This is a genomic window from Pseudomonas sp. NFX5 (assembly GCF_049132125.1).
Lineage (GTDB): Bacteria > Pseudomonadota > Gammaproteobacteria > Pseudomonadales > Pseudomonadaceae > Aquipseudomonas > Aquipseudomonas marginalis.
The window spans coordinates 24145-41815 of record NZ_JAFMZG010000024.1; the positions used below are offsets into that span (position 1 = coordinate 24145).

The 17671-nt window shown below is 62.2% G+C and carries 10 protein-coding genes; 5 read left to right on the top strand and 5 right to left on the bottom strand.

Annotated elements, in window-relative coordinates; genetic code table 11:
- Positions 1-128: 128 nt before the first annotated feature.
- Positions 129-2183 (top strand): type VI secretion system tip protein VgrG, encoded by a 2055-nt coding sequence (locus J1N02_RS15890; RefSeq protein ID WP_098480496.1) that lies wholly within the window; start codon positions 129-131, stop codon positions 2181-2183.
- Positions 2158-2883: a DUF4123 domain-containing protein gene (locus tag J1N02_RS15895; protein WP_027604964.1), complete on the top strand. Its 726-nt coding sequence runs from the start codon at positions 2158-2160 to the stop codon at positions 2881-2883. The genes J1N02_RS15890 and J1N02_RS15895 overlap by 26 nt, the downstream gene beginning before the upstream one ends.
- Here the strand turns inward: J1N02_RS15895 and J1N02_RS15900 are convergent.
- Positions 2869-4146 carry an O-acetylhomoserine aminocarboxypropyltransferase/cysteine synthase family protein gene (locus tag J1N02_RS15900; RefSeq protein ID WP_027604963.1) on the bottom strand — a complete coding sequence of 426 codons (1278 nt, stop codon included), beginning with the start codon at positions 4144-4146 and terminating at the stop codon, positions 2869-2871. The two genes, J1N02_RS15895 and J1N02_RS15900, sit on opposite strands and share 15 nt — an antisense overlap.
- Positions 4147-4321: 175 nt before the next feature.
- On the opposite strand from J1N02_RS15900, the gene J1N02_RS15905 reads away from it, so the two are divergent.
- Positions 4322-5158, top strand: coding sequence for a 23S rRNA (adenine(2030)-N(6))-methyltransferase RlmJ (locus J1N02_RS15905; RefSeq protein WP_098480495.1), 837 nt, complete (start codon positions 4322-4324; stop codon positions 5156-5158).
- A gap of 76 nt (positions 5159-5234) precedes the next feature.
- Here the strand turns inward: J1N02_RS15905 and msrA are convergent, their stop codons facing one another.
- The 4 genes from msrA to aceE form a co-directional block, all read right to left on the bottom strand.
- Positions 5235-5882, bottom strand: coding sequence for a peptide-methionine (S)-S-oxide reductase MsrA (msrA, locus tag J1N02_RS15910; protein ID WP_065940825.1), 648 nt, complete (start codon positions 5880-5882; stop codon positions 5235-5237).
- Between the two features lie 72 nt (positions 5883-5954).
- Positions 5955-8648: a putative bifunctional diguanylate cyclase/phosphodiesterase gene (locus J1N02_RS15915; RefSeq protein ID WP_027604960.1), complete on the bottom strand. Its 2694-nt coding sequence runs from the start codon at positions 8646-8648 to the stop codon at positions 5955-5957.
- Positions 8649-8951: 303 nt separating this feature from the next.
- On the bottom strand, positions 8952-10601 hold the full coding sequence (gene aceF, locus J1N02_RS15920) for a dihydrolipoyllysine-residue acetyltransferase (RefSeq protein WP_027604959.1): 1650 nt from the start codon (positions 10599-10601) through the stop codon (positions 8952-8954).
- Positions 10602-10612: 11 nt separating this feature from the next.
- On the bottom strand, positions 10613-13258 hold the full coding sequence (gene aceE, locus J1N02_RS15925) for a pyruvate dehydrogenase (acetyl-transferring), homodimeric type (RefSeq protein ID WP_421147482.1): 2646 nt from the start codon (positions 13256-13258) through the stop codon (positions 10613-10615).
- Positions 13259-13641: 383 nt separating this feature from the next.
- On the opposite strand from aceE, the gene glnE reads away from it, so the two are divergent.
- Together glnE and waaF are read left to right on the top strand one after the other, a co-directional pair.
- Positions 13642-16581, top strand: coding sequence for a bifunctional [glutamate--ammonia ligase]-adenylyl-L-tyrosine phosphorylase/[glutamate--ammonia-ligase] adenylyltransferase (glnE, locus tag J1N02_RS15930; protein ID WP_368961422.1), 2940 nt, complete (start codon positions 13642-13644; stop codon positions 16579-16581).
- Between the two features lie 54 nt (positions 16582-16635).
- Positions 16636-17670 carry a lipopolysaccharide heptosyltransferase II gene (gene waaF, locus J1N02_RS15935; protein WP_027604956.1) on the top strand — a complete coding sequence of 345 codons (1035 nt, stop codon included), beginning with the start codon at positions 16636-16638 and terminating at the stop codon, positions 17668-17670.
- Position 17671: the final 1 nt, after the last annotated feature.

The window sequence follows — 17671 nt, forward strand, 5'->3', positions numbered from 1 at the left end:
GATTCGAGCTGGACTGAGTAGGACTCCTACGTACACATGTAGGGTTTTACTGATTTATTTGGGCTGTGCCCGGCAGGGTGAGGCAGTGGTGCAGAATCTCCCGCCTACCCCTCGCAGAGAAACACCGGATGTTTGCTCCTGCCAATCAAAGTGCCTTTACCCTGACCCTCGACGGTGTGTCGAGTGAACTCAAGGTGTTTGAGTTCCGGGGTAGCGAAGCCATCAGCCAGCCGTATCGTTTTGATCTTGAACTGGTCAGCGAACAGCCCGACCTGGACCTGGAAAGCCTGCTGCATCGCCCGGCATACCTGGGCTTCGACGCTCACGGCCGTGGTGTCCACGGCCTGGTTTATCGGGTCGCGCAGGGCGATTCCGGGCGGCGGCTGACGCGTTACCAGATCAGCCTTGTGCCGCAGTTGGCCTATCTCGCGCACAGCAGTCGCCAGCGGATCTTCCAGCACAAGACGGTGCCGCAGATCATTGCGCAGGTGCTGGCGGAGCAGCAGCTCCATGCCGACCAATTCGAATTTCACCTCAGTGGCGCCTATCCCGAGCGCGAGTATTGCGTACAGTTTGGCGAGAGCGACCTGGCCTTCATTCAGCGCCTATGCGCCGAGCAGGGGATTCACTACCACTTCCAGCATTCGCCCGAAGGACACCTGCTGGTGTTTGGCGATGACCAGACCGTTTTCGCCCCGCCCGATCAGCCTACGTCCTACATGCCGGGCTCCGGGATGGTGGCGGATACGCCGGCCATCAAGCGCTTTGCGCTGCGGTTGGAAACCCGCACCACCGCGGTCAACCTGCGTGACTACGACTTTCTCAAGCCGAGCCTGGTGCTGGAGAGTGGCGTGGTCGGCGAACAGCTTCCACGGTTTGAGGCGCAGGCCTACCCCGGTCATTTTTCCGATCGCCCCCACGGCAAATACCTCGCGCAACGTGGCCTGGAGCGGCACCGTAGCGACTATCGAATAGCCCGTGCCAGCGGCGATGACCCTGCATTGAGCAGCGGCCGGTTCTTCAAGTTGACCGGGCATCCGCGGGACGAATGGAATGACGTGTGGCTGGTGACGCAAGTGACCCACGAAGGCAGGCAGCCCCAGGTTCTGGAGGAGGCTGTCACCGAGGTTGGCGGTGGAGATTTTCTTCAGGGGTATCGCAATGAATGTGTGGCGACTCCGTGGGACGTGATCTTCCGCCCGCCCTTGCCGGAGCAGGCGCGGCCGGCGTTGTCGGGTTATCAAAGCGCGGTGGTCACCGGCCCCGTCGACAGTGAAATCCACTGCGACGAATACGGCCGGGTCAAGGTGCAGTTGGCCTGGGATCGCGCTGGGGCGCATGACGATCATTCCAGCTGTTGGCTGCGGGTGGCCAGCGGTTGGGCCCATGACCGCTATGGCTCGGTACTTATCCCGCGAGTGGGCATGGAAGTACTGGTGGGGTTCGCCAATGGGGATATGGACATGCCGCTGGTGATGGCCTGCCTGCCGAACGCGGCGACCCCGGTCCCCCTCGACCTGCCGGCAGACAAGACCCGCAGTATCTTCCGTAGCCAGAGCAGCCCCGGTGGCGGTGGCTACAACGAACTGCGCATCGAAGACCGCAAGGGCGCCGAGGAGATCTACCTGCGCGCCCAGCGGGATTGGACCCAGCATGTGCTGCATGACCAGCAGGTGCAGATCGACCATCAGCGCCGCATCAGGGTGGGCGGTGAGTCGCACCATGAAGTACAAGGCGAAGAGCAGCGCATCACCCATGGCAACCGTTTGACGGAACTCAAGCAGGACGACCATCTGGTGGTCGGCGGTTCGCAGCAGATGCGGGCCGGGCGGGCCATCCGGATGGGTGCCGGGCAGAGTGTTGTCATTGATGCGGGCGCGAGCGTGACAATCCAGGCCGGTGGGCAGTCGATCACGCTGTCGGCAGAGGGGATTTTCAGCAGCACGCCCATTCAACTGGGAGGCGCGCCTGCTCCGGCGGCGTCGCCATTGATGCCTGGGGTGAAAGCGGCGTTGCTGGCGGTTATACCTGCACCGCTGAGCCGGATACAGGTCGCCAGCCTGAAACGGAGCGCGCCGTTTTGTGAAGAGTGCCAACGCTGCAGTGACGGGCAGTGCGCTCTCCCATTCCATTCAACCTTAAAAGGAATTTACCCTGATGTCCCAACCCTTGAGCCCCGATGACTGGCTGGCACAATGCCCTCTACTCCCCAATGAGCGGCTTTACGTGGTACTGAGCAGTGCCAGCGACGCGAAGCCGCTGGCTGCGTGGCAAGTCTCGGCCGGCGGGATGTTGCCTCAAGCGCTCTGGGCAGGTACGGCCTATGCCGGGTGGGATGAGGTGATGCCCTACGCAGCGGTTGTCGAGCCCGACAGTGCCTTCCTCGATTGGATCGCAACCACTGAAGCCTCGGACTGGGGTTGGCTGGCGGTATCGTCCAGTCCGCTGGAAGTCGTCGTTGCTCACCTGCAAGGCCTGACCAAGATAGTGCTTCCCGATGAGCGGAGCGTGTTCCTGCGCTTCTGGGATGGCGCCCAGTTTCTGCCGATTGTGCAGAAACTGGACGATGAAATCGGCGCAGTACTGCCCGTGTTCCAGCGCTATCTGATCAATGGCCAGCCGTTGAGCGTGGCGACGCCATCGGTCACTGCGGCCAAGGCCAGCCCTTGGTGGCGCGTGCCTGACGCGTTATTGGCGCACTTGGCCGCGCAGTCGCCGCAGACCCTGATCGACAACCTGCTGCAGTGGCTGGAAGAGCAGCGCCCCGACCTGTATGCCGCTTTTACGCCGGCGACCTTGCGGCACAAGGTCGCCTACTTCGCGCGCAGTACGGACATCAGCGCTGAAGCGCTGGCGGGCTACCTGGACTCAGAGTTGAGTTGAGGCCAGCGCCTGTTGCAGGTCGTCGATCAGGTCTTCGACCGCTTCGATACCCACCGACAGGCGAATCATTTCCGGCTTTACGCCGGCCTTGGCCTGTTCCTGCTCGTTCATCTGTCGGTGAGTGGTGGAAGCCGGGTGGCAGGCCAGGGACTTGGCGTCGCCGATGTTGACCAGGCGCTTGAAGATTTGCAGGGCGTCGTAGAAGCGCACACCGGCATCAAAGCCGCCTTTCAAACCGAAGGACAGGATCGCCGACGGTTTGCCCTGCATGTATTTCTGCGCCAATGCGTGGTGCGGGTGGTCCGGCAGGCCGGCGTAGCTGACCCACTCCACCTCGGCATGGCCTTGCAGGAATTGCGCGATTTTCAGGGCGTTTTCGGTGTGGCGCTCCATGCGCAATGCCAGTGTTTCCAGGCCTTGCAGCAACAGGAAGGCATTCATCGGCGCCAACGCTGCACCGGTGTTGCGCAGTGGCACGGTGCGGGCACGGGCGATGAAGGCGGCGGGGCCGAATTTTTCGGTATAGACCACGCCGTGATAGGCCGGCTCGGGCTGGTTGAGGCCGGGGAATTTATCCGCGTATTTCGTCCACGGGAACGTGCCACTGTCGACAATTACACCGCCCAGGGAGTTGCCATGGCCGCCGACGTACTTGGTCACCGAGTGCACCACGATGTCGGCGCCGAACTGGATCGGCTTGCACAGGATCGGCGTGGCCACGGTGTTGTCCACTACCAGCGGCACGCCGCGGGCATGGGCGACGTCGGCCAGGGCTTCGATGTCGATGATATTGCCCGCCGGGTTGCCGATGCTTTCGCAGTACACCAGCTTGGTGTCGTCGTCGATCAGTTCGGCGATGGCGGCGGCGCTGTCGTCCCGGGCGAAACGCACCTCCACGCCAAAGCTCGGCAGCAGGTGGGCGAACAGCGTGTAGGTGCCACCGTAGAGTTGCGGTGTGGTGACGATATTGTCACCCGCACGGGTCAAGGTCTGGATTGCATAGTGGATCGCCGCGCTGCCGGCCGAGACTGCCAGCGCCGCGATACCACCTTCAAGGGCGGCAATGCGCTGTTCCAGCACATCGTTGGTGGGGTTCATGATGCGCGTGTAGATATTGCCGGGTACGTCCAGGTTGAACAGGTCGGCGCCGTGTTGGGCGTTATCGAATTCGAAGGCGACGTTCTGGTAGATCGGCACGGCGACGGCCTTGGTGGTCGGGTCCGACTTGAAACCGTGGTGCAGCGCGATGGTGGCGTCTTTCATGATTGTTATTGACCTCCCTGGAGTAGTGGATGGCCACAATAAATCCGCCTCGCCGTCGACATTTAGATTTTTTTCAACGGGCTGCCTGCGTTTGCGGCATAAGCGCCGCCCGGCATGCGGCCCTGCACCTTTGCGCCCGTAGAAGGTAAACTTCGCCCCCTGCGCAGGAGCAACCATGAATTATCGTCACGCCTTTCACGCCGGCAACCATGCCGATGTCTTCAAACACCTGACCTTGACCCGCCTCATCGCCCTGATGTCGCGCAAGGAGCAGCCGTTCGCCTACCTCGACACCCATGCCGGGATTGGCCTGTACGACCTGCAAGGTGACCAGGCCAATCGCACGGGTGAGTACCTGGAAGGTATCGCGCGTTTGTGGGGCGCCGACGATCTACCGCCGTTGACCGCCGACTACATGCGCGTGCTGCACGAGATGAACCCCGATGGCCAGTTGCGCTACTACCCGGGCTCACCGGAGCTGGCGCGCCGCCTTACGCGCCCCCAGGACCGCGTGCTGCTCAATGAAAAACACCCGGAAGACGGCGTGTTGCTCAAGGACAACATGAAGGGCGATCGTCGGGTCAAGGTTCATTTGGGCGAAGGCTGGCATGTGCCGCGCGCGCTGTTACCGGTGCCGGAAAAGCGTGCGTTGATGCTGATCGATCCGCCGTTTGAAAAACTCGACGAAATGCAGCGCTGTGCTGCGTCCCTCAAGGAAGCCGTCAGCCGTATGCGCCAGACGGTCGCGGCGATCTGGTACCCGGTGAAGGACCAGCGCATGCTGCGTCGCTTCTACCAGGACCTGGCCGGCACCGGTGCGCCGAAGTTGCTGCGCGTGGAATTGCTGGTGCATCCGCTGGACACGCCCAACACCCTGACCGGCTCGGGCCTGGCGATTGCCAACCCGCCGTGGGGCCTGGAAGAGGAGTTGCGCGAGCTGCTGCCGTGGCTGTCCAAGCAGCTTGGCCAGACCCAGGGTGGGTGGCAGATGGATTGGCTCATAGCTGAGTAGTTGTAAGCCTCAAGCCTCAAGCTGCAAGTGAGAGCAGAAAACACCACATGCAGCTTGAAACTTGCAGCTCCGATCTTCAGATCGGGCAAGTCACCCCGGTACCGCCGATCCCACAGTAGCCCTGTGGATTCTTCGCCAGGTACTGCTGGTGATACGCCTCGGCGAAGTACACCGTCGGCGCCTCTTCGATTTCGGTGGTGATGGTGCCCAGGCCGGCCTTGGTCAATTCGGCCTGATAGGCCTCGGCACTGGCCTGCGCCGCCGCCAGTTGCTCAGGCGTGGTCGCATAGATCACCGAGCGGTACTGGGTGCCGATGTCATTACCCTGGCGCATGCCCTGGGTCGGGTTGTGCAGTTCCCAGAACATCTTCAGCAGGTCTTCGTAGTTCACCTTGGCCTGGTCATACACCACCAGCACCACTTCGCTGTGGCCGGTCAGGCCCGAGCAGACTTCTTCATACGTCGGGTTCGGCGTGAAACCACCGGCATAGCCGACCACGGTGCTGACCACGCCATCGCGCTGCCAGAACTTGCGCTCGGCGCCCCAGAAACAACCCAGGCCGAAGATCGCGAAGCCGACGTCGTCGACGAATGGGCCCAGCAGCGGGTTGCCGTTGACGAAGTGCGTCTGCGGCAGGTTCATCGGGGTTTCACGACCGGGCAACGCTTGTTCTTGAGTAGGCAGCACGTTTTTGTTCACCAGAATTTCCGAGCGCAAGACCATGAGCAGTCCTCTCGTCAGGTTGGGTTAGCGGTAAATTTCAGACAGCCAGTGTGCCCGAGTGTTACAGCGCTGTCAGGCGATTGGCCCGCGCGGGTAGCGTCTAAGCTTCTCGAGCAGCTCTGCACCGGGGATCGGCCGGTCGAACAGGTAGCCCTGGCCAACGTCGCAACGGTGCCGACGCAGGAACGCCAGTTGCTCGGCGGTCTCGATGCCTTCGGCCACCACCTTGAGCTTGAGGTTGTGGGCCATGGCGATCACGGCCGAGGTGATTTCCATGTCGTCCTGGTTGTCCGGGATTTCGTGGATAAAGCTGCGGTCGATCTTGATGATGTCGATGGGGAATTTTTTCAGGTAGCTCAGTGACGAGTAGCCGGTGCCGAAGTCGTCCATGGCCAGGGTCAGGCCGAAGCTCTTGAGCTGGTCCAGTTGCAGGCGCGTGTCTTCGGTCGCTTCCAGCAGCAGGCCTTCGGTCAGCTCCAGTTCCAGCAGGTTGGCCGGCAGCTGTTCTTCCTTGAGGATCGTGGCGATCGAGGCCACCAGGTCCGGGTCGGAGAATTGCTTGGGCGACAGGTTGATCGCCACCTGCAGATTGCCCAGGCCGGCGGCGCTCAGTTGCTTGCTCATGCGGCAGGCCTGGCGCGCGATCCATTTGCCGATCGGGATGATCAGGCCGGTTTCTTCGGCGACGCTGATGAACTGATCGGGGCGGATCATGCCCTTTTCCGGATGGTTCCAGCGCAGCAGCGCTTCCATGCCCAGCAAGCGGCCGCTGCGCAGGCACAGCTTGGGCTGGTAGAACACGTCCAGTTCGTTCTGGGTCAGGGCACGACGCAGGTTGTTCTCCACGAACAGCTTGTAGCTGGCCTCGGCGTTCAAGGCTTCGGTGAACACCTGTACCTGGTGTTTGCCGTTGGCCTTGGCCTTGTGCAGGGCCAGGCCGGCGTTGCGCATCAGGGTCTGCGGGTCGCGGCCGTGCAGCGGCGCGCAGGCCAGGCCCACCGAGCCGGTGACGCTGATCAGTTGGTTGTCGACGAACATCGGTTTGTCGAGGGTCGCCAGCAGTTGGCTGGCCACCTGTTGGCCGCTTTCCAGGTCAGTGTCGTCCAGCAGCACCGCGAATTCGTTACTGGCAAAACGCGCCAGGCTGCCGCCGGCACTCAGGCTGTTGCGCAGGCGGCGGGCCAGGCTGATCAGCAGCTTGTCGCCGGTCTGGTGGCCGAGGCTGTCGTTGATGCGCTTGAAGTTGTCGATGTCCACCAGCAACAGGCTGATCGGGCTGTCGCTGTCGCGGGCAAAGCGCTCATCCAGATTGCGGATAAATGCCGGACGGTTGCCCAGGTTGGTCAGGTTATCGGTGTAGGCCAGGCGTTCGATGCGCTGCTGGGCCAGCTTGTTCTGGGTGATGTCTTCGTAGATGCCGATGTAGTGGGTCAGCTCACGGTTGTCGCCATACACCTTGGAAATCGACAGCTGGCCCCAGTAGGGCTCGAGGTTTTTACGTCGGCTCTTGAACTCGCCCTGCCAGCTGTTGCTCTTGGCCAGGCTCGACGGTGCGTCGAACAGCAGCTCGCTGAGGTTTTCCAGGGCCGGCAGTTGGGCCAGGCGGTGGCCGTGGACTTCTTCGGCGCTGTATTGGGTGATCGCGGTAAAGCTTGGGTTGACGTATTCCACCACGCCGTCGCAGTTGACCAGCAAAAAGGCATTGGCACTTTGCTCCACGGCACGCTGGAACAGGTGCAGGGCGCTGGTGGCGGTACGGCGGTTGTGGTTGTTGATCACTTGCGCGAATTGGTCGGCCAGTTCGCCGGCAAAGGCAATCTCATCGGCCTGCCAGGCACGCGGGCTGCCGCCCTGTTCCAGGCACAGCACACCGACCACCTGGCCATCGACGCGGATGCTCGCATCGAGCATGGCGTGGATATCCTTGGCGCGCAGGTTCTCGGCCATTTCCCGGGTGCGCGGGTCGCGCATCGCGTTGGTCGCGTCGATTGCCCGGCTGGTGTGCAGGGCTTCCAGGTAATCCGGAAAGCAACTGGCGTCGATGGGCTCGGGCAGGTGGTGCTGCTGGTCATCGCGGTGGTAGGCCGAGATCGGTACCAGGCGCTGGCCTTCGAGGTTCCAGATGCTGGCGCAGTCGATCTGGTAGATGTCACAGGCGCTGCGGGTGATCAGCTCTGCGGCTTCCTGCAGCGAATTGTTGGCGGTGTAGCGCTGGCGGGCCAGCAACAGGATCAGCTCCTGCTGGGCGCGCACCCGCTCCAGGTGCTGCAGTTGTTCCTGCTGGGCGCGCTGGTTGAGCTCCAGGGCGATCTGCAGGCGGCTGTTCTGGCTTTCCAGGTCCTCCGTCGGGGCGGGCAGGGAGATTTCGTTGAACAGGCCGTCGACCACCATCAGGTAGCCGCGCAGCAGGTGGCGATTGTGTTGTTTGTAGGCTTCGCCCATTTCCAGCAGGCTCAGGGGGCCATCGTTGGTGTGCAGGGTGTAGCGCACCAGGTAGTGAGGGCTGTCGCTCAGTTGCTGTTGGATGGCGTCGTGCAGTTGATAGCGAGCCTGAGGCTCCATCAGGCTGGCGAAGGGGGTACCGAGCAGTGCACACAGCTCGACCGCCGACAGGCCGAATTGGCGCTCGCAGTTAGGGTCGAGGTACAGAAGGGCCCAGCTTGCCTCATTAAGCCGCTCGAAACGCAGCATACCGAGGCGCGAAGGCACCGGTAACTGCGTCACTACCTCGGCCGCCATACGGGCGACATCGGGTTGGCTTTTCATGGGGGGGAACTCACTTCAAATAACGCGCACGGCGCCGGGCTCACGCCCTCTTTACTGTTGCCTGCGGCAAGGTTGCATCATGCGGCGCGGGCTGACAAGAGAGGATGAAGGCTAAGTGCTATAAGGGGGTTATCGGCCGGGCGGGGGAATTCTTCAGTCAGGATGACAGAAGGTGTACAACCCTGTTCTGTCTGTAGAGAAAAGCAAAAAAAGCCCCGCCAAATTGACGGGGTTGAGGTACGAGCGTGGCGCTCGGAAATCGGTGCAACCAGGCCTCCCCGATGAAAGGGAGGCCGCTGTGGCTTACAGCAGGATGGTGCGGATGTCGTTCAGCAACTGGCTCAGGCGCTGGGTGAAGCGTGCAGCGGCCGCGCCGTTGATCACACGGTGATCGTAGGACAGCGACAGTGGCAGCATCAGCTTGGGCTGGAACGCTTTACCGTCCCAGACTGGCTGGATGGTGGCCTTGGAAACGCCCAGGATCGCCACTTCCGGCGCGTTGACGATTGGCGTGAAGCCCGTACCGCCAATGTGACCGAGGCTGGAGATGGTGAAGCACGCGCCTTGCATGTCGTCTGCGGTGAGCTTCTTGTCACGGGCTTTGGCCGCCAGTGCAGCAGCCTCGGCGGCAAGCTGCAGCAGGCTCTTCTGGTCGACGTTCTTGATGACCGGTACCAGCAGGCCATCCGGCGTGTCGACGGCAAAGCCTACGTGCACGTACTTCTTGCGAATGATCGCCTTGCCGCTTGGCGCCAGCGAACTGTTGAAGTCCGGCAGCTCCTTGAGCAGGTGCGCGCAGGCCTTGAGCAGCAGCGGCAGCACGGTCAGTTTCACGCCGGCCTTCTCGGCCACGGCTTTCTGCGCAACGCGGAAAGCTTCCAGGTCGGTGATGTCGGCCTGGTCGAACTGGGTCACGTGCGGAATGTTCAGCCAGCTGCGGTGCAGGCTCGACGCGCCGATTTGCATCAGGCGGGTCATCGGCACTTCTTCGGTCTCGCCGAAGCGGCTGAAGTCCACCACCGGGATCGGTGGAATCCCCGCGCCGCCAGTAGCAGTGCCGGCAGCCGGAGCTTCCTTGGCTTTCTGCATCATGGCTTTGACGTAGACCTGCACGTCTTCCTTCAGTACGCGACCGTGGGGGCCGGTGGCCGACACAGCGTTCAGCTCGACGCCGAATTCACGCGCCAGTTGGCGAACCGCCGGGCCTGCGTGAACCTTGGCACCGCTTGGCGCCGGTGCGGCAGCCGCAGGGGCCGGAGCGGCCTCGGCTTTTGCAGCCGGTGCCGGGGCGGCAGCGGCCGGAGCCGCTTCAGCCTTGGCCGCCGGAGCGGCAGCCGGTGCTGGAGCAGCGGCAGGCGCAGCGCCTTGTACTTTCAGCTTGAGGATGAAGTCGCCCGTGCCGACTTCGTCTTCCAGCTTGACCGCGATGCTTTCCACAACGCCGGCAGCCGGCGATGGGATTTCCATGGAGGCCTTGTCGGACTCCAGGGTGATCAGCGACTGGTCGGCTTCGACGGTGTCGCCGACCTTGACCAGCAACTCGATGATCTTGGCCTTGCCCGACGAGCCGATGTCCGGAACATGAATGTCCTGGACAGTCGCTGCGGCTGGAGCAGCAGCCGGGGCTGCAGGAGCCTCGGCAGCAGCGGCAGGTTTTTCCGCGGCAGGTGCCGGAGCAGCAGCGGCAGCAGGAGCCGCCGCAGGGGCCGCATCAGCGGCACCTTCGATTTCCAGTTCCAGCAGTTCGTCGCCTTCTTTCAGGCGGTCGCCCAGCTTCACTTTCAGGCTCTTGACCACGCCGGCCTTGGGAGCAGGGATTTCCATGCTCGCCTTGTCCGATTCCAGGGTCAGGATGCTCTGGTCGGCTTCGACGGTGTCGCCGACCTTCACAAACAGCTCGATTACTTCACCTTCACCGCTGCCGATGTCAGGTACGCGAATGAGTTCGCTCACAAAAAGTCTCCTCAGCAGTCCAGTGGGTTGCGTTTTTCCGGGTTGATCCCGAACTTGACGATAGCGTCAGCTACCACCTTGGGTTCGATCTCACCGCGGTCAGCCAAGGCTTCCAGGGCTGCCAACACCACGAAGTGACGGTCGACTTCGAAGAAGTGACGCAGCTTCTTGCGGCTGTCACTGCGGCCGAAACCGTCGGTGCCCAGGACTTTGAATTCCTTGGACGGGACCCACTGGCGAATTTGTTCAGCAAACAGTTTCATGTAGTCGGTAGAGGCAATGACTGGACCTTTACGGCCGGCCAGGCACTCTTCGACATAGCTCTGCGCAGGCTTCTGGCCCGGGTGCAGGCGGTTGTTGCGCTCTACGGCCAGGCCGTCGCGACGCAGTTCGTTGAAGCTGGTAACGCTCCAGACGTCGGCGCCGACGTTGAACTCTTCACGCAGGATCTTCGCCGCTTCACGGACTTCACGCAGGATGGTGCCGGAGCCCATCAGCTGCACGTGGTGCGCCGCTTCCTTGGTGTCTTCTTCGAGCAGGTACATGCCCTTGATGATGCCTTCTTCCACGCCGGCCGGCATGGCTGGCTGCTGGTAGGACTCGTTCATCACGGTGATGTAGTAGAAAACGTCCTGCTGCTCTTCGGTCATCTTCTTCATGCCGTCCTGGATGATCACCGCCAGCTCATAGCCGTAGGTTGGATCAAAGGTGCGGCAGTTCGGGATGGTGGCAGCCAGGATGTGGCTGTGACCGTCTTCGTGTTGCAGGCCTTCGCCGTTCAGAGTGGTACGGCCGGCGGTACCGCCGATCAGGAAACCACGGGTACGGCTGTCGCCCGCTGCCCAAGCCAGGTCGCCGATACGCTGGAAACCGAACATCGAGTAGAAGATGTAGAACGGCAGCATCGGCTGGTTGTGGCTGGAGTACGAAGTACCGGCAGCGATGAAGGAACTCATGGCGCCCGCTTCGTTGATGCCTTCTTCGAGGATCTGGCCCTTCTTGTCTTCCTTGTAGAACATCACCTGGTCTTTATCGACTGGCTCGTAGAGCTGGCCGACGGAGGAGTAGATGCCCAACTGGCGGAACATGCCTTCCATACCGAAAGTACGGGCTTCGTCCGGGATGATCGGCACGATGCGCGAGCCGATTTCCTTGTCCTTGACCAGCTGCGCGAGGATCCGCACGAAGGCCATGGTGGTGGAGATTTCACGGTCGCCCGAGCCGTCCAGGATCGCCTTGAGGGTATCCAGCGGAGGTGTCGGGATGTTGAAGCTCTTGGCGCGGCGCTGTGGCACGAAACCGCCCAGTGCGGTACGACGCTCGCTCAGGTAGCGGGCTTCGGCGCTGTTCGTCTCAGGCTTGAAGAACGGCAGGTTCTCCAGCTCTTCGTCCTTGACCGGGATGTCGAAGCGGTCGCGGAACAGCTTCAGGCTGTCGACATCGACTTTCTTGGTGTTGTGCGCGGTGTTTTTCGCTTCGCCGGCACCGGTGCCATAACCCTTGATGGTCTTGGCCAGGATGACGGTCGGTTGTTCTTTGTGGTTGACCGCTTCGTGGTACGCCGCATAGACCTTGTACGGGTCGTGGCCGCCACGGTTGAGTTTCCAGATCTCGTCGTCGGACAGGTCGGCAACCATCGCCTTGAGTTCAGGCGTGTTGAAGAAATGTTCACGCACGAACGCGCCGTCTTTGGCCTTGTAGTTCTGGTACTCGCCGTCGATGACTTCGTCCATGCGACGTTGCAGGATACCGTCGACGTCCTTGGCCAGCAGTGGGTCCCAGAAACGGCCCCAGATGACCTTGGTCACGTTCCACTGGGCACCGCGGAACACGCCTTCGAGTTCCTGGATGATCTTGCCGTTGCCGCGAACCGGGCCGTCGAGGCGCTGCAGGTTGCAGTTGATGACGAAGATCAGGTTGTCCAGCTTCTCGCGGCCGGCCAGGGAGATGGCACCCAGGGATTCCGGCTCGTCGCACTCGCCGTCGCCCAGGAAGCACCAGACTTTCTGCTTGCCTTCCGGGATGAAGCCACGGGCTTCCAGGTACTTCATGAAGCGTGCCTGGTAGATCGCCTGGATCGGGCCCAGGCCCATGGATACCGTCGGGAACTGCCAGAAATCAGGCATCAGCCAAGGGTGCGGGTAGGACGACAGGCCCTGGCCGTCGACTTCCTGGCGGAAGTTGTTCATTTGCTCTTCGCTGATGCGACCTTCCATGAACGCACGAGCGTAGACGCCCGGCGAGGTGTGGCCCTGGAAGTAGATCAGGTCGCCGCCGTGTTCTTCGGTCGGGGCCTGGAAGAAGTAGTTGAAGCCGATGTCATACAGGGTTGCGCTGGAAGCGAAGCTGGAGATGTGACCGCCCAGGTCAGAATCTTTCAAGTTCGTGCGCATTACCATCGCCATGGCGTTCCAACGTACCAGCGAGCGAATGCGGCGTTCCATGAACAGGTCGCCAGGCATGCGTGCTTCGTGGGTAACGGGGATGGTGTTGCGGTATGGCGTGGTGATGGCGTAGGGCAGTTGCGAGCCGCTGCGGGTCGCGAGTTCGCCCATACGGGTCATCAGGTAGTGAGCACGGTCTTCGCCTTCTTTGTCGAGAACCGATTCCAGGGCGTCCAGCCATTCCTGGGTTTCGACGGGATCGAGGTCTTGCATGGCTTGCTCCAGGGCGGAAAGGCTACCAGAATCGGTTGCCTGAAGTTTGCGACTGGCCTTGTGGGCAGACGACATAAATTCTTGGATGGCCGAAGGTTGCTTCGGCGTCCTGTAGTTTTACTACAAATCGTCGGCCATTTCAGCCTTTCGAATGTATATACGAGTAGTAAAACTACACAAGACCGAGCGGATTGCTCGGTCTGGCTGGTGAGCATAATCGTTATTGTTGATCTTTTGCGAACAAGAAAAGGTAGAAGTTTAATGTTGCCTGCCAAAAATTACATATTTTCAGCTATTTATCACCTTTGTTCGACAGTCCTGCATCGAGCGCGGCGCCTGCCTTCACAGCAGCAGGCCATTTACACGCCGACCAAGGATAGACCATGAGCCTTCCAACGCTGGCCGAACTGCCGGCCATTCTGTTGCCAAAAGCCCAGCGGGCCGAGCAGTCATTTCGTGACGCCGTGGCCGCGCTGGACGACGATCATGGCCTTTCTGCGTGGACGCCGCAACGGTGGGCCGACTTCGCCCGCGTGTGCGCCGCCAGTGATTTCGTCATTGAACAGAGTGTTCGTGACCCTTTGATGTTGCTCGAGCTGGCGGCCTGGGGCGAGCTGGATCGCGGCTTTGCGCCGGGCGAGCTGTGCGGGCAGATTGCCGGTGCCGTGCAACAGGCCGAAACAGAAGATGAGCTGGGCCGCGTACTGCGTCGCCAGCGTACCCGCCAGCAAGTGCGCATCATCTGGCGTGACCTGACCCGCCAGGCCGACCTGGTGCAAACCTGTCGCGACCTCTCCGACATGGCCGACGCCAGCATCGACCAGGCCTACCAATGGCTGTACCAGCGCCACTGCGTGCAGTTCGGCACGCCGACCGGGCGGCGCAGCGGCGAACCGCAGCACATGGTCATCCTCGGCATGGGCAAGCTCGGCGCGGTGGAGCTGAACCTCTCGTCGGATATCGACCTGATCTTCGCCTACCCCGAGGGCGGCGAAACCGTGGGCGTGAAGCGCTCCCTGGATAACCAGGAGTTCTTTATTCGCCTTGGTCAAAAATTGATCAAGTCCCTCGACCCGATGACCGTCGACGGCTTTGTGTTCCGTGTCGACATGCGCCTGCGCCCCTACGGTTCGGCCGGTGCCCTGGTGCTCAGCTTCAATGCGCTGGAGCAGTACTACCAGGACCAGGGTCGCGACTGGGAACGCTACGCCATGATCAAGGCGCGTGTGGTTGCCGGTGACCAGGTGGCCGGTGCGCAACTGCTCGATATGCTGCGGCCGTTCGTGTACCGCCGTTACCTGGACTTTTCCGCCATCGAGGCGCTGCGCACCATGAAGCAGCTGATCCAGCAGGAAGTCCGGCGCAAAGGCATGGCCGACAATATCAAGCTGGGCTCGGGCGGCATCCGCGAAGTGGAATTTATCGCCCAGGCGTTCCAGCTGATCCATGGCGGCCGCGACCTCAGCCTGCAGCAACGGCCGCTGCTCAAGGTGCTCGGCACCCTGGAAGGCCAGGGCTACCTGCCGCCGGCGGTGATCGCCGAGTTGCGTAATGGCTATGAATTCCTGCGTTACACCGAACATGCGATCCAGGCGATTGCCGACCGCCAGACCCAAATGCTGCCGGACAGCCCTGAAGACCAGGCGCGCATTGCCTTTATGCTCGGCTTTGCCGACTGGGCGGCGTTCCACGAGCGCCTGATGTACTGGCGTGGCCGCGTGGACTGGCACTTCCGCCAGGTGATTGCGGATCCTGATGAAGAAGAAGGCGCGGAAAGCGAGTTGGTCGTGGGCGGGGAATGGCTGCCGCTGTGGGAAGAGTCCCAGGATGAAGAGGCCGCTTGCCGTCAATTGGCTGAAGGCGGCTTCACCGACGCCACCAAGGCCCTTAAAGCCTTGGCCAGCCTGCGCAACAGCCCGCAACTGCGGGCCATGCAGCGCCTGGGGCGTGAACGCCTGGATGCCTTTATCCCGCGCTTGCTGGCCCAGGCTGTCGAGCACGCCAACCCGGACCTGGTGTTGGAGCGCGTACTGCCATTGGTGGAAGCTGTCGCCCGGCGTTCCGCCTATCTGGTGCTACTGACGGAAAACCCCGACGCCCTGCGCCGCCTGCTGACCCTGTGCGCCGCCAGTCCATGGATCGCCGAGCAGATCACGCGCTTCCCGCTGCTGCTGGATGAATTGCTCAACGAAGGCCGCCTGTTCAAGCCACCGCTGGCGCCGGAACTCGCCGCCGAGTTGCGCGAACGCCTTACGCGCATCCCCGAGGATGACCTTGAACAGCAGATGGAAGCCCTGCGGCACTTCAAGCTGGCCCACCGCCTGCGCGTGGCCGCGTCGGAAATCGCCGGCAGCCTGCCGTTGATGAAAGTCAGCGACTACCTGACCTGGCTCGCCGAAGCCATCCTCGAACAAGTGCTGGCCCTGGCCTGGCGCCAGACGGTCGCGCGCCACGGCTCGCCGCAGCGCTTGGACGGTACCTTGTGCGATCCTGGGTTCATCATTGTCGGTTATGGGAAAGTCGGCGGCATCGAACTGGGGCATGGTTCGGACCTGGACCTGGTGTTTATCCACGATGGCGACCCGCAGGCCGAGACCGATGGTGCCAAGCCGATCGACGGCGCGCAGTTCTTCACGCGCCTGGGCCAGCGGATCATTCACCTGCTGACCACCCAGACCAACTCCGGCCAATTGTATGAAGTCGACATGCGCCTGCGACCATCCGGCGCATCCGGGTTGCTGGTCAGTTCCCTCGGGGCGTTTGACCGCTATCAACAAAATGAAGCATGGACCTGGGAGCATCAGGCCCTGATCCGCGCGCGGGTGCTGGTGGGCAGCCAGGATGTGGGCCAGGCATTCGAGCAGGTACGGGCTAAGGTGCTGGGGCGTGAGCGCGACTTGGCGAAGTTGCGCCAGGAGGTCAGTGAGATGCGTGCCAAGATGCGTGACAACCTGGGGACCAAGGCCACGGCGGCCGGCACCGGCGCCAATGCCTTCGACGCCACGGTGCTGTTCGACCTCAAGCAGGACGCCGGAGGTATCGTCGATATTGAATTTATGGTGCAATACGCGGCTTTGGCGTGGTCTGCGCAACATCCATCGTTGCTGCGCTACACCGACAATATCCGCATTCTGGAAGGCCTCGAGCAGGTGGGCTTGATGCCCGCCGCCGATGCCCATCTGCTGCGCGAGGTGTATAAGGCCTACCGTTCCGCCGCGCATCGCCAGGCCTTGCAGAACGAGGCCGGTACGGTACCCGGTGATCAGTTCGCTGACGAACGGCGCCAGGTGATGCGAATCTGGCAGGCGCTGGGGTTGGGTTGAAACACTATTAGGGCGGGGAGGCATAAGCCTCCCCGCATCGTTTGTGGAAACTACATGAATATTCTGATCGTTGGGCCCAGTTGGGTCGGTGACATGGTGATGGCGCAGACTCTGTTCCAGAGCCTGCGTATGCGCTACCCGGACTGCCAGATCGACGTGCTCGCCCCCGAGTGGAGCCGGCCGATCCTCGAGCGCATGCCCGAAGTGCGCAAGGCCTTGAGCTTTCCGCTCGGCCACGGCGCCTTGGAACTGGCGACCCGCCGTCGCATCGGCAAATCCCTGGCGGGCCAGTACGACCAGGCGATCCTGCTGCCCAACTCGCTCAAGTCGGCGTTGGTGCCGTATTTTGCCGGCATTCCCAAGCGCACCGGCTGGCGCGGTGAGTTTCGCTACGTCCTGCTCAACGACGTGCGCACCCTGGACAAGGCGCGCTACCCGCTGATGATCGAACGCTTCATGGCCCTGGCCTATGCGCCGGGCGCCGAGCTGCCCAAGCCGTACCCGCGCCCCAGCCTGCAGATCGACCCGGTGACCCGCGATGCGGCACTGGCCAAGTTCGGCCTGGCCCTGGATCGTCCGGTGTTGGCCCTGTGCCCCGGTGCGGAGTTTGGCGAGTCCAAGCGCTGGCCGTCGGACCACTACGCCAAAGTCGCCGAGATGAAGATTCGCGAAGGCTGGCAGGTGTGGTTGTTCGGTTCGAAAAACGATCACTCGGTGGGTGAAGACATTCGCCAGCGCCTGATCCCGGGCCTGCGCGAAGAGGCCGTCAACCTCAGTGGCGACACGTCCCTGGCCGAGGCCATCGACTTGCTGTCCTGTGCGGACGCCGTGGTCTCCAACGACTCCGGCCTGATGCATGTGGCCGCTGCGCTGAACCGCCCGTTGGTGGCGGTGTACGGCTCCACCTCGCCGGGCTTCACCCCGCCGCTGGCCGACCAGGTCGAAGTGGTGCGCCTGGGGCTGGAGTGCAGCCCGTGCTTTGATCGCACCTGCCGCTTCGGCCATTACAACTGCCTGCGCCAATTGCTGCCGCAGCCGGTAACCGATGCCTTGCAGCGGTTGCAGGGCGACGTGGTCGAGGTTCACTGAG

Excerpts from the sequence above, each read along its gene's own strand:
- msrA (WP_065940825.1), bottom strand. The coding sequence starts at position 5,882 with ATGGTCTTGCGCTCGGAAATTCTGGTGAACAAAAACGTGCTGCCTACT.
- J1N02_RS15905 (WP_098480495.1), top strand. The coding sequence starts at position 4,322 with ATGAATTATCGTCACGCCTTTCACGCCGGCAACCATGCCGATGTCTTC.
- J1N02_RS15890 (WP_098480496.1), top strand. The coding sequence starts at position 129 with ATGTTTGCTCCTGCCAATCAAAGTGCCTTTACCCTGACCCTCGACGGT.
- J1N02_RS15915 (WP_027604960.1), bottom strand. The coding sequence starts at position 8,648 with ATGAAAAGCCAACCCGATGTCGCCCGTATGGCGGCCGAGGTAGTGACG.
- J1N02_RS15900 (WP_027604963.1), bottom strand. The coding sequence starts at position 4,146 with ATGAAAGACGCCACCATCGCGCTGCACCACGGTTTCAAGTCGGACCCG.
- glnE (WP_368961422.1), top strand. The coding sequence starts at position 13,642 with ATGAGCCTTCCAACGCTGGCCGAACTGCCGGCCATTCTGTTGCCAAAA.
- J1N02_RS15895 (WP_027604964.1), top strand. The coding sequence starts at position 2,158 with ATGTCCCAACCCTTGAGCCCCGATGACTGGCTGGCACAATGCCCTCTA.
- aceE (WP_421147482.1), bottom strand. The coding sequence starts at position 13,258 with ATGCAAGACCTCGATCCCGTCGAAACCCAGGAATGGCTGGACGCCCTG.
- waaF (WP_027604956.1), top strand. The coding sequence starts at position 16,636 with ATGAATATTCTGATCGTTGGGCCCAGTTGGGTCGGTGACATGGTGATG.